This is a genomic window from Paenibacillus sp. TAF43_2 (assembly GCF_052113545.1).
Lineage (GTDB): Bacteria > Bacillota > Bacilli > Paenibacillales > Paenibacillaceae > Pristimantibacillus.
Genome location: NZ_JBFRDK010000011.1, coordinates 54325 through 67413, shown reverse-complemented (window position 1 = coordinate 67413; position 13089 = coordinate 54325). Strand labels below are relative to the sequence as shown.

Genomic DNA, 13089 nt, shown 5'->3' with positions numbered 1-13089 from the left:
TTACTACTACGGAGAAAAGACAGAAGCTTAATCGTCTTTGCTCCAGCTCATAGAAGCAAGAAATAGATAGGTAATGTCTCCTGCACCTCTATCACCGGAGGCACTCGGTCATGCTGTGGGTCAGCCGACCTTAGACGTTAATCGTCAAGGGTGTGACGTGAGGAGGGGTTAGATGCCCCTTAACAACCAAAAAAAAATAATAGGATAGGGTGAAATCAAATGAAAAAAGTGAGAAAAGCCATTATCCCCGCCGCAGGACTTGGAACACGGTTTTTACCGGCAACCAAAGCGATGCCAAAAGAAATGCTTCCGATCGTCGATAAACCGACCATTCAATACATTGTAGAGGAAGCTATTGAATCAGGCGTTGAGGATATCATCGTCGTAACGGGTAAAGGAAAGCGGGCGATTGAAGATCACTTCGATATCGCATTTGAGCTTGAGCATATATTAGAAGAAAAAGGAAAGCTGGATATATTGGAAAAGGTAAGAAAATCATCAAATGTGAATCTTCACTACATAAGGCAAAAAGAAGCGAAGGGGCTTGGGCATGCGGTATGGTGCGCTCGCAACTTCATTGGGGACGAGCCGTTTGCAGTGCTTCTTGGGGATGACATTGTAGAAGCAGAAGTCCCTTGCACTAGGCAGCTTATTGAGCAATATGAGAAAACCGGCCGCTCGGTCATTGGCGTACAGACGGTTGGCGTTGATCAGACGCATCGTTACGGTATCGTTGACCCAGGACAGCGGGTAGACAATCTTTATGAGGTTAATCGTTTTGTAGAGAAGCCGCCGCAAGGACAAGCGCCTTCCAATCTAGCCATCATGGGCCGTTATGTGCTCACTCCCGATATATTCGAATATTTAGGACGCCATGAGCGCGGAGCTGGAGGCGAAATTCAGCTTACCGATGCGATTCAAAAGCTTAACGTAGAAAAAGGCGTTTACGCCTTTGATTTCCAAGGCATTCGTTATGATGTCGGAGAGAAGCTAGGCTTCATTATGACGACGCTTGACTTTGCCTTAAGAAATAATGAAATTAAGTATCAGTTGATGACTGAGCTTGAGGAATTAATGGAACGGGAGCTTAGCAAGCAGTTATTAGCTGGAAGGAGTGATAGAAGATGACACCTCCACAATATCAGGATGAAGCGGTAATCGGCGTTTCTGATTACTATTCGAATAGGCGCAGCGCTCAGCAAACGGTAAGCATGTATTCGATTATCAAACGCACGATTGACATTGTTGGTTCGCTAGTCGGTTTAATCCTGTTAAGCCCGCTGTTTATCATCATCGCTATCCTTATTAAGTGGGAGGACCCTAAAGGTTCTGTCTTCTTCTATCAAACAAGGATCGGCAAGGATGAGAAGCCGTTTCGCATGTACAAATTTCGCTCGATGCTGACGGGTGCTGAGGACAAGCTGAAGGATCTGCTGGATAAGAACGAAATTAGCGGTGCAATGTTCAAGATGAAGGATGATCCGCGCATTACAAAGATCGGCAAGATCATTCGCAAAACGAGCATCGATGAGCTGCCTCAGCTGCTGAACGTGCTGAGGGGCGAAATGTCCTTGGTTGGTCCAAGGCCGCCACTCTCACGCGAGGTAGCGGAATATACGGAGTACGACAAGCAGCGCTTGTCCGTAACGCCAGGCTGCACGGGACTTTGGCAGGTAAGCGGCAGAAACAATCTATGCTTTAAGCAAATGGTTGAGCTTGACCTGACCTATATTCAGAAGCGATGCATTTGGTTCGATTTCAAAATTATGCTGAGAACGGTGAAAACGTTAGTCGGCTCTCAGGATGCTTTTTAAAGTGTGAAGGCTTACGAAGATAGTTTTGCTACGCAAAACTAAGCTAATGCTTACGAAGTTAGTTTTGCTTCGCAAAACTAAGCTTATGCTTACGAAGATAGTTTTGCTACGCAAAACAAGCGTATGCTTTCGAAGTCAGTTTTGCTTCGCAAAACTTAAGGAGTTGATAAAAATGGCAAGAATCCTGCATATTTCGGAGTTTACGAAGGGCGGCATCGAGACGCACTTGAACGAGGTGCTGAGCTACCAAGCGAGCAGACATGATATTTTTCTTATGGCTTCTGAGCAGAATTCGAGCCCTGAGTCGCTTCAAATTAGCCAAGATCGATTGTGCTTGTACCCTTACAAGAGRAAGCCGGCTTATTTTGTGAAAGCCATGAAAGCTATTCATCGTAAGGTAAAGGACTTCAAGCCTGATATTGTACATGTACACGGAACGTTCGCAGGTGTTTTCCTGCGGACGTTGTTTTTTTTCAAGAGCAAGCGCCCGATCGTCATCTATAATGCGCATGGCTGGGCTTTTCTGATGGATATAAAGCCATGGAAGCAGCGGATTTTCGCCTTAGTTGAGAAGACGCTCGCACTTCGGACTGATTTCATTATCAATATTTCGAGGCATGAATATGAGAAGGCCATGCATTATGGACTGCCAGCAGCCAAGTCGGGAGTCGTCTATAACGGTGTTTCGGATACGTCGGAATTAAGCACGCCGCCTTTCGAGACTGATCCTGATATGATTCATCTACTTTATGTAGGACGCTTCGATCGGCAGAAGGGGTTTGATCTGTTGCTTGAAGTGTTCAACAAGTATCAGTTTACAAACGTTCGCCTATATTTGGTTGGCGATACTGTGCTGAAGGAGGTTGAATATGCGTTTCCTGAGAACACAATTAAGATCGGCTGGGTGGACAATTCTCAGATCGATCGTTATATGCAATCCTGTGATGCGGTCATTATTCCATCTCGCTGGGAAGGCTTCGGCATCGTCGCCATTGAAGCGCTGCGGAATAAGAAGCCGGTTATTGCGAGCAATCGAGGAGCGCTGCCGGAAATTATTAGCGATGGCGTTAACGGTTATGTATTCGACTTCGATAACAAGCAGGAGCTGGCAGACATCATTCATGAGCTGGACAAGCCGAAGCTGAGAGAGCTGGGCTTAGCGGGATGGGTCATTTTCCAAGAGAAATTCCATTCGGATAAAATGAACAACCAAATCGAGCGGCTTTACGAGGAAGCCTTGCAGAAATCTAGCAAACCGTTATCCTCCGCCGTCAAAAAATACGTCTAGATTTACGGGGATGGAGAGAAGATGAGCCAAATCTTGCAAAGCAATCTAGTGATTAAAGCTAAATTAGCCAAAAAAGAAGAGAAGCAGCAAATCTTTTTGGCGATTTATTTATGCTTCTTGCTGGTGCTGACCGTCTACCAGGATTTCCCGTTAGTCAATATGATCGGCGAGATTGGCAGGTCACCCATTATTTTGCTGGTTCCGCTGTTTGCGTTATGCGAAATTGGGCTGCTGGCGAAGCATAAGCGGGTGATGCATGGCACCATGCTGCAGAAGTATATATTCGGATTTATTTTATATTTGTGCTTTATCAGCATTGCCTATTTGCTTATTCAATTCATTCAAGGCAGCTATAGCTTTGGATCAGAGAATTTGCTTGGCAAAGCGATAAAGGTACTTATTTATTTTGTGCTCATCCTGCTTTACATCAGGCATATGCAGCTCGTTTTTTCAAAAATTACAAGCTTTAAGACGCTGTATGGCTGCTTCCTTGCAATCGTTACGCTGCTGACGGTCATTATGATTTTGGAGCTTATGAGTATRCCGCACGCCTTCACGTATTTGCATGCAGGGAGCAACCCTTATTGGAGGGTTCGGATGTTGACCTCGGAGAGCAGCACGACGGGCTCCATCGTGGTCGTGTATGCATCCATTTTGGTCTATCTGGCAAAGTATTTGAACAGCTTCGGAAAGACGCTAACGATCGTTTATGCTTCAGGTTTTTTTCTGTTTTACTTATTTATTACAGGCTCCAAAGGGTTTATGATTATCAGCTTGTTCACGCTAGTCGTGACGATGATTAAGTTTTTGGATTTTCGGAAAAAGAAAAATTTTGTTCTGCTCATCTCAGTCGTTCTGGCCATGTATATGTTCATCACTAATTTTTCTGCGGGGCTGGTCAGCTCGTTCAGTAATGACATCGAAAACTACACATCTTCCTACACGCGTATGGGAACGATCATCATCGCGCTGATTACGGTGTTTCACAATCCGCTCGGGGTTGGCACAGGAGCATATCTCATGTATTTCGATAAGTATGTGAATGATTCGATCAGCATGATGTCCCATTTCTATTACAATACATTTGGCATCAGCCAAATTAATGCGGGGGAGCTGTTGCAATATTCGGGCTCGGACAAAAACTTAGGCGTCAAATCGGGCTTTTTCCAATGGATTATGTTTGGCGGACTCTTCGCAGTCGTGTTCTTTTATCTGCTTGCCAAAAACCTGATCGTCAAAGTGAAATCCAGCTCTATACTATTTCTTGCTTTAGTTTTTATCTTATTTTCAATGCTTCTTGTTTCCTTGGAGATTAAATATGAGATATGGCTGCTATTTGCTTTTATTAGCCTTTATTTAGGCAAAAACGATATAGATCAACCAAAAAGGTCGGGGGTATCCAAATGAAGATGCTTGTGGTGTGCAGTGATTTTCCCTATCCCGCCGATCATGGCGGAAGGGTAGACACATGGGGGAGAATCAAGGTGCTGGCGGAGCTTGGCTGGAAGATCCACTTGCTCGTTTGCGGAAAGCAGATGCCGTCTAAGGAAGAAATGGACACAGTATATAATTACGTGGAAGAGATTACGTTATGTGATCGAAGAAGCAAGCTGGCTGATCTGCTGCATGTTATTCCGATGCAGGTGCAGTCGCGCAGTGAGCTAAGTAATGTAGAGCTGGCAGGAGATTACGATTATGTACTTCTTGAAGGCGACTACGTGTATCCGGTTTTGCAAAATCCAAAGATCAAGCATGATACGGTTATCCTGCGGGTGCATAACGATGAAGCGGTCTATTTCAAGGCGCTAGCCAATAGCACCAAAAACGTCGTTCACAAAATGTATTACCACTTGGAGAGCCGCAAATTCACGATTTTGCAAAAAAAAATGCTGGAGAAGGTGGATAAATACTTGTTTATATCGAGCAAGGAATTTGAAAGCTTCCGCAAACAGCATCCTGCTGCAAAAAGCTTGTTCCTTCCGCCTCCGGTTACGAAGGTCAACTTCGAAGCTAGTGATTTTCGCAGCAAGCATGTCGTGTTCATTGGTTCCCTATTTATGCCGAACAACCGAGAAGCGATTCAGTGGTATCTGGAGCATATCCACCCGCTGATGCTGAAGGAGCCGGACTATAAGTTCATCATAGCAGGGAACAGCAGAAAACAGAGCCTCAGCTGGCTCGACAGCTACAACCTAAAGAATGTCATTGTACATGATACGCCAAAAAGTTTGGATGAAATATACAGAAGCGGCTATTTATTCGTTAACCCGATGCAGAACGGAGCAGGCGTCAAGCTGAAGACGATTGAAGCGATTCAGAACGGCTTGCCGGTTATCTCCACCTCCATCGGCTACGAGGGAACAGGACTTGTAGATAACGAGCATATTATGGTCGCTGATCGGCCGGAGCAATTTTATGGGAAAATCAAGCAGCTATTCGATGATCCGCACAGGGCAAAATCATTGCTGGAGTCATCGCAAAGCTTCTTGCGCACCCATTATAATCACAAAGAAGTATTGAAAACATATATGCAATCCTTGAACGTCAGTTATCCAGTAAAGCAGGTGCTCTAATATGAGTCGAAGTAAAACGAATGTGTTGTTTGTTACCCACGCGGATAAGAAGGGTGGCGCTGAGCAAAGCCTGATCCATCTCATCAATTATTTGGACACGTCAAAATATCGGATTTTCTTGTTAAGTCCTCGCGATGCGACATATCTAAATGAAATTAGATCGGATTATGTTCATTTTCCGCTGCAGCTGGGCAGCATTAAGAAAAAACTAGGCTTAGGTTATATCGAAACGGTGCTTAAGATTCAATCCTTTGTTCGTAAAAACCGCATCGACATCGTTCATGCCAACGGCTGGCGCGCACCTTGGTACACAGCTCCGCTAAAGTTTATGACGAAGTCAAAGCTGATCTGGCATCATCGCGACTATACCCATTTGCGTATGTTCAACCAAGTGCTGCCTAAATTTTTTGATCAGGTGATATGCATTTCGCATTTTGTAGCCAATTCGATTCAGGGCAGCAATAAGACGATCATTTATAACGGTGTTGATCCAGAGCTTGCTTTGACGAGAAAGAGCAGAGCCTTTATGGAAGATGATACGCTCGTCATCGGCACGTTCGGCCGGATTGTGGAATGGAAAAGATACCATCTCATGATCGAGGCAGTGAAGAAACTAAGCGACAGCAATCGGAACAATTGGAAGCTGCTCATCGTGGGCGATGCATCCGTTGACGGGTCGGATGACTATTACAATGACATGATCCAAAAGGTGCTGTCCTACGGCTTGGAGCATCATGTGGTCTTCTATGGCTACAGCAAAAAGCCGCTTGATGTGATGAAGGAATGTGATTTAACGATAAACTTCTCCCTTAACGAGCCGTTTGGCAGAGTCATTATTGAATCGATGCTCGTTGAAACGCCAGTTATCGTTGCAGATTCGGGCGGAGCGCCAGAAATCATCCATCATACAAGAGGCGGCTTCATCGTGAAGGACGGCGATGTGGAAGAGCTGTATCAGACGATGAGAAGCGTCTACGATGGGGAAGTTGATTATGAGGAACTATCAAGCCAAGGTTATGCAAGCGTAATGAGCGACTTTAATATGAGCTCCATTGCGAAGAAGGTGGAGTCGACATATCGTGAGCTGCTTGCGCCAAACTTAAAATCGGAAGCGGCAGGCGGGATGGTCAGATGAGCACCGTATATAATCGATTAAGCTTCGGCAAGCTCCTGGCTGTATTGAAGGGGGCTGCGATACTGCGAGTCAAGACGAGTTCAGCTGGCAGGCTTGGCCGTATTTCCGGAAAGCTGACCTTGCGAAACAAAGGGCGGTTCATCGTTGGGAAAAATGTTTCCTTCCATGCGAAGCCGCTGCCTTCTTCAGTTACCGTAGAGAAGCAGGCGGAGCTTTGGGTAGGGGATAATGTATTTTTTAATTATGGCCTCGACATTGGCTGTACGAAGTCGATCCGAATTGGCAGCAACACGATTATCGGTCCGATGGTGAACATTATCGATACCAACTTCCACCCCGTAGATATGGAAGATCGAGCTGGCAGCAAGGACATCGTCATCTCTGACAATGTGTGGATTGGACGCGGAGCTGTTATTTTGCCTGGTGTAACGATTGGCAGCGGTTCAGTCATTGCTGCAGGCAGCATCGTAACGCGGGATATTCCGGATAATGTGCTGGCAGGCGGTGCACCCGCAAAGATTATTCGCGAGCTCCAGATTACGAAGGAATGGGTTCGCAGATATAACTAAAGGGAGCGTACGGCGATGAAAGTATGGATGTGGCCAAAATCAAGCGAATTAAACTTTTACAATGATTTATTGACCGATTCACTCAGCAGTGCAGGCATGGAAGTGAAGGATTTGCAGCATGGCAAGCTAGCGCTTCAGGTCGGACAAGCGAAAGCTGGCGATATCGTCCATATTCACTGGATGCATCATGCTTATCAAAATGATAATCTGCTTTTGTTCATAGTGAAATCGATCATATTTATAATGACGATGCTTTATTTGAAGCTGCGAAAAGTGCAGCTGGTTTGGACGATTCATAACCTGTATCCGCATCAGGTGAAGTATAAGCGGCTGGAGCGTTACATGCGAACGATTATTTGCAAATTTTGCAGCAAGCTGCTGGTTGCTTCGGAGTCGATCAAACGTAAGGTTATGAAGGAATTCGGAGTGCCGGCTAGCAAGCTTTTTGTCGTAAAGCATGGTCATTATCTTGGCGTGTATAAGCCTGCAGGCTTCAACTTCAGAGCGTCTTATGGCATCAGCGAGGAAGCTGATGTTTATTTGTTTTTAGGGGCAATCAAAGCGTATAAGGGTGTCGAGGATTTAATTGAAGCGTTTAATGCATTCAAGACTCGAAACACCTATCTGATCATTGCGGGCAAAGCGGACAAGCAAATGGAATCCTATTTGAAGCGGGTAGAGGATAAGGAAAACATCATTTTGGACCTGCGCTTCATTCCAAATGAAGCAGTAGCTGACTTGATTAGCGCCGTTGATGTGATGGTGATGCCGTACAAGGAAATTACGACCTCCGGCTCTGCGATACTTGGCCTCTCGTTCAGGAAGCTGATCGTCATGCCGGACAATGATTTTATCGATGAGTATTTTATGGAGGATATGGTCGTGAGCTACAACCCAAGCGATTACAACGGTCTCGAAAATGCAATGAAAGCCGCGTTAAATGTGAAGAGAGAGCATAAGACGCCTAAGTATGAAGAAGTGCTTAAGGAGCTCGACTGGAGCGCGATCGCACAGAGGATAAAAAATGTTTACCAAGGATGGGGATAAAGGATGAAGGTAACGGTGGCCATCTGCACCCATAACCGGGCGAAGGATACGGGAGAGGCAATAGAGAGCGTAATAGCTCAAAGCTTTGAGCGGGAACAAATCGAGATTGTTGTCATCGACAACAGATCAACAGACAATACGGCTGAAGTGGTAGGCAAGCTTGCGTATCGGTATGGTCCAAGCATTCGGTATATTTTTGAGAACAAGCTTGGTTTGTCGGTAGCACGCAATCGAGCGATTAAGGAAGCAAACGGCGAATTCATTTTATTTTTGGATGATGATGCGTTGGCTTCTCGGGACTGGGTGCAGCATATTGTGAACGTGTTCGAAAGCGATCCGGCGATTGGCTGCGTAGGCGGCAAAATTGATCCGATCTGGGAAGCGGCTGAGCCGGACTGGATTCCAGAGGAGCATCGCTCGGTATTCACGATTCTTGATTATGCAAACGTTGTGAAGGAAATGCCTGCACCGTCCATTCCATATGGCGCAAACGTCGCATTTCGGGCAAGCGTCTTTCATAAGTATAAGCCGTTCCGAGAGGATCTTGGGCGGGTAGGCACAAACCTGCTCTCAAGTGAGGAAAGTGAGCTTATCGCACGGATTCGTGAAAGCTACAAAGTATTTTATACGCCATATGGATCCGTTCAACACAAAATTGCCAAGGAGAGAACGACAAAAAAATGGTTTTTGAAGCGGATCTTCTGGCAAGGCGTGAGCGATGCGGTTAAGCGGCAGGATCGAAGCCTCATTGCTATCGTAAAACATGTGATCCGAATGATTCAGGCAATCGGAACATCCTTGCTGTCGATTTTTCATTTTAAGAAATTCATCAGTCAAGTCGTGAAAATATGTTATCGCAACGGGTCATTAGTCGGCATTCTGCGCTATAACGGTAGGGGTTGACGGAAAGCTATGGCACAGCTTGCAATTTCAAAAGCGTGGAGAGGCAACGGCCTCGTTCAAACGATTATGCGCACGAGTGCAACGAACCTGCTAGTCATGGTTATCAGCACGCTGACTTCCATCGTGACGGCGCGTATGTTCGGCGTTGTTGGCAAGGGCGAATTTTCAGCCATTTTGTTTTGGCCAACGCTGCTCGCGGGTCTTGTTGGCTTCGGCCTGCCGACCTCTCTTATTTATAATATGAAGCAAAACAAAGGCAGCGGCAGCGATTTTGTTAGAGCGGGTTTTCTATTTCAAATTCCGGTCAGCATCATCATTGGCGTGGTCGCGTGGGTATGGCTGCCGGTATGGCTTGGCAACTATCCTGCTGACATCATTCAAATTACGAGATGGTATACGGTACTCATGCTGCCGATTCTGCTCGCTATTAATTTAATATCGGCGCTGGCGCAAAGTACGGGCAAGTTTAACATTTATAACGGTGTGCGCTTATTGGTTCCGCTGTGCAATCTGGTTGGGCTCTTGGGGTTATGGGCGATTGGTGATTTAAGCCTGCATAATGCTTCGCTTGTATTTCTCGTAACCAGCGTGCTTGTCGTTTCATGGTCACTCTATAGTTTAAGAGAAACGCTTCAGATGAACTGGTTGAAGGGACTCGGCAATCGGCTGGCAGCGAAAGCGTTATTTGGCTATGGCAGCAAAGTGTTCGGAGTGGAGCTTCTCGGCACGCTTTACACACAGTTTGACAAGCTTGTCATTTTATCGATGCTGACAGCTAGAGAACTGGGGTTGTATACGGTTGTTTATGCGCTGTCCCGTGTATTCAATGTCGTTCAGATGGCGATTACGAATGTTGTGTTTCCGAAGGTTACCGGCATGGAGAAGTCAGCCATCATCGCAACGGTAGGCAGGGCGTTTCGGCTATCGATGCTGCTGATGACGATCGTCGTTATCCCGAGCATGTTCATCGGGCGTTATCTGATGGGCATCCTGTTCGGAGCGCCGTTCCTTGAAGCAAGCGGGGCCTTCTATCTGCTGTCGTTCGAATGCATTCTCGGCGGGGGCTCATGGATTTTGGCATCCTCGTTTAATGCGATGGGCCGTCCAGGGCTGGTGCTTGTCCGCCAGCTTATTGCCTTAGCGGCAACCATCGGATTGTTTTTTCTGTTTACACCCTTGTATGGGCTAAATGGAATTGCACTTGCTTTATTAATCGGTGCAGTCATTCGTTTAGTAGTGACGTTGGCCTCGATGAGAATTATTTTCCAAGTAAAGCTATCAGGGATGTTGTTTGATAAAAATGATTTCCGTTTTTTAATCGAGCGTTTGAAAGACAAAAAACAACGTAAAGGAGCGCGTTGATATGCAAGTTGAAGCACAGGTACATCCGATGGAGGGCCTCAAAAAGATGCTTCTCCGAATTACGAAGGTGATACCGCCGGGTTCAAGCATTTATTATATCGATTATCCCGTTTACAACAATGGCGGCGATTTGCTCATTATGAAGGGTGCAGAGGCGTTTTTTAAAGACAATCATATCCGCGTGGCTGCGCGTTATAGCGTTCTTGATTTCCCAGACAAGCTGACCATTCCGAATGATCAAATTATCGTGCTTCAAGGCGGAGGCAACTTTGGTGATTTGTATCCGGTTCATCAGAAGCTGCGGGAGAAAATCGTAAAGGATTATCCTAATCACCGAATTGTACTGCTGCCGCAGACGATTTTCTTCGAGAAGGAAGCGGAGTATGATCGCACGGCGCGTATTTTTAACGCACATAAGGATGTTCATCTTTTTGTGCGGGATACGCTGTCCTATGGGATAGCAGCTCAAAAATTTGATAAATGCTGCGTATACTTATCGCCGGATATGGCGCATCAGCTGTGGCCGATTTTGCCCAAAAGCAGCCCCGGCAAGGAACTGCTCTGCTTCTTCCGTACCGACATCGAGAAGACGAGCGAGCAGGCGAGCTTTGAACTGGCAGGGAGAGGCGATTATTTGGACTGGGCTTCCCTATACAATCGCGTCGAGAAAAAATCAATTAAGATGATCGGGCAAATGATGACGAAAAGCGGTGTTCCTCTGCCGATGCAGGCGATATGGGGCAAGTACTCCGACTATCTCGTAGACAAAGCGGTCAAGCGCTTCAGCGGCTATCGCGTCGTGCAAACCTCTAGGCTGCACGGGCATATATTATCCTGCTTGATGGACAAGCCTAATACGCTGCTCGATAACTCATATGGCAAAAACTCGAACTATTACAATACATGGACCAGCGGGATCAAGTCAGCGCAGCTGGTGGTGAAGAACGAAGCATAATAACCCCGGCATATCGAAGAGAGTAAGTGCAAATCGAATCACCGTATCATAAAAACGATTAGGAGGAATCAACATGAAGATTGTTCTTCTATCCGGAGGCTCGGGCAAGCGGCTGTGGCCGTTGTCGAACGAATCGAGATCCAAGCAGTTTTTGAAGGTGCTAAAAGACGAGAGCGGCGAGCGTGAATCGATGGTTCAGCGCGTGTGGGGACAAATCACGAAGGCGGGTTTACGCGAGCATGCTTATATCGCAACAAGCAAGCCGCAGGTAGATATGATCCATAGCCAGCTCGGAAGCGAGATTGAAGTGATCGTTGAGCCGGAAAGAAGGGATACCTTCCCTGCTATCGCACTCGCAGCAACCTATTTATATTCGGTGCAAGGTGTAAGCTTGAATGAAACAGTCGTTGTCATGCCAGTTGATCCCTACGTGGAGCAATCGTTTTTCCATAAGACGAAGGAGCTTGAGCTGGTTTTGAATGAATCGGGAGCAGATTTAGCGCTTATGGGCGTGAAGCCAACGTATCCTTCGGAAAAATACGGCTATATCGTTCCTGAGCTTGCAGCTGAGGCGAACCATTATGTCAATGTAAACAGCTTTAGAGAAAAACCCCGCGAAGAAGAAGCGGCAGCCATGATTGAGCAGGCTGCACTTTGGAACTGCGGGGTTTTTGCATTCAAGCTTGATTTTCTCATTAACATTCTGATTGCTAATGAACTGCCGATTCAATACGACGAGATGCTGAAGCAATACGGGAAGATGCCGAAAAACAGCTTTGACTATGAAATCGTAGAAAAGTCCAATCATATCGTGGCATTGCCATATGAGGGCGATTGGAAAGACCTTGGAACTTGGAACACCTTGACCGAGGAAATTGAAACGCCGCTTATTGGGAAAGGGATTATTTCGGGAGATTCAACGAACACGCATGTCATAAATGAGCTCGACATCCCGATTACGCTGCTGAATGTATCGAATGTCATTGTAGCGGCGAGTCCGGACGGAATTTTGGTATCGGATAAAGCGGCTAGTCCTATGATCAAGGAGGTCATGAAGCATTCCGACCAGCGTCCGATGTATGAGGAGCGTCGTTGGGGCCGCTATCGTGTGCTTGATTATTTGAAATATCCCGACGGCAAGGAAGTGCTGACTAAGCGAATATGCGTTGCGCCAGGACGGAACTTAAGCTATCAATATCATCTGCTGAGAGACGAGGTATGGACGATTGTTGCCGGACATGGCGTCATGGTGCTGAATGGTCGAAGCTTTGAAGTGAAATCAGGCGATGTGCTAACGATATCGAAAGAAAGCCTTCATAGTCTGCGCGCAGAAACAGAAATAGACATTATCGAAATTCAGACAGGGACGGAGCTTATTGAAGAGGACATCGTCCGGCTTGCCTTCGATTGGAATGAGATTATGCAAATATGCACCGTATAAAT

The 13089-nt window shown here is 46.2% G+C and carries 12 protein-coding genes; all 12 read left to right on the top strand.

The window, feature by feature from the left end; translation table 11 throughout:
• Nucleotides 1-219 precede the first annotated feature (219 nt).
• The 12 genes from galU (at nt 220) to AB4Z17_RS04460 (ending at nt 13087) form a co-directional block, all read left to right on the top strand.
• On the top strand, nt 220-1128 hold the full coding sequence (gene galU, locus AB4Z17_RS04515; protein WP_076269101.1) for a UTP--glucose-1-phosphate uridylyltransferase GalU: 909 nt from the start codon (nt 220-222) through the stop codon (nt 1126-1128).
• Entirely contained in the window at nt 1125-1814 is a 690-nt protein-coding gene (locus AB4Z17_RS04510; protein WP_076269100.1) for a sugar transferase, read from the top strand. The genes galU and AB4Z17_RS04510 overlap by 4 nt, the downstream gene beginning before the upstream one ends.
• Before the next feature lie 172 nt (nt 1815-1986).
• Nucleotides 1987-3102: a glycosyltransferase family 4 protein gene (locus tag AB4Z17_RS04505; protein ID WP_441958382.1), complete on the top strand. Its 1116-nt coding sequence runs from the start codon at nt 1987-1989 to the stop codon at nt 3100-3102.
• A 21-nt stretch (nt 3103-3123) separates the two neighbouring features.
• Entirely contained in the window at nt 3124-4509 is a 1386-nt protein-coding gene (locus tag AB4Z17_RS04500; protein ID WP_441958380.1) for a hypothetical protein, read from the top strand.
• On the top strand, nt 4506-5675 hold the full coding sequence (locus AB4Z17_RS04495; RefSeq protein ID WP_441958378.1) for a glycosyltransferase family 4 protein: 1170 nt from the start codon (nt 4506-4508) through the stop codon (nt 5673-5675). The genes AB4Z17_RS04500 and AB4Z17_RS04495 overlap by 4 nt, the downstream gene beginning before the upstream one ends.
• Nucleotide 5676: 1 nt before the next feature.
• The gene (locus AB4Z17_RS04490; RefSeq protein WP_441908583.1) at nt 5677-6810 is read left to right on the top strand and encodes a glycosyltransferase; all 1134 of its coding nucleotides are present in this window, start codon (nt 5677-5679) and stop codon (nt 6808-6810) included.
• Nucleotides 6807-7379, top strand: coding sequence for an acyltransferase (locus AB4Z17_RS04485; protein ID WP_441908582.1), 573 nt, complete (start codon nt 6807-6809; stop codon nt 7377-7379). Before AB4Z17_RS04490 ends, AB4Z17_RS04485 begins: the two co-directional genes overlap by 4 nt.
• Before the next feature lie 15 nt (nt 7380-7394).
• Nucleotides 7395-8426, top strand: coding sequence for a glycosyltransferase family 4 protein (locus AB4Z17_RS04480; RefSeq protein ID WP_441908581.1), 1032 nt, complete (start codon nt 7395-7397; stop codon nt 8424-8426).
• A gap of 3 nt (nt 8427-8429) precedes the next feature.
• Nucleotides 8430-9329, top strand: coding sequence for a glycosyltransferase (locus AB4Z17_RS04475; protein WP_441958376.1), 900 nt, complete (start codon nt 8430-8432; stop codon nt 9327-9329).
• A 9-nt stretch (nt 9330-9338) separates the two neighbouring features.
• Nucleotides 9339-10691, top strand: a complete 1353-nt coding sequence (locus AB4Z17_RS04470) for a lipopolysaccharide biosynthesis protein (RefSeq protein ID WP_339204772.1) — start codon at nt 9339-9341, stop codon at nt 10689-10691.
• A 1-nt stretch (nt 10692) separates the two neighbouring features.
• On the top strand, nt 10693-11646 hold the full coding sequence (locus AB4Z17_RS04465; protein ID WP_441958374.1) for a polysaccharide pyruvyl transferase family protein: 954 nt from the start codon (nt 10693-10695) through the stop codon (nt 11644-11646).
• Between the two features lie 73 nt (nt 11647-11719).
• Nucleotides 11720-13087: a sugar phosphate nucleotidyltransferase gene (locus AB4Z17_RS04460; protein ID WP_441958373.1), complete on the top strand. Its 1368-nt coding sequence runs from the start codon at nt 11720-11722 to the stop codon at nt 13085-13087.
• Nucleotides 13088-13089: the final 2 nt, after the last annotated feature.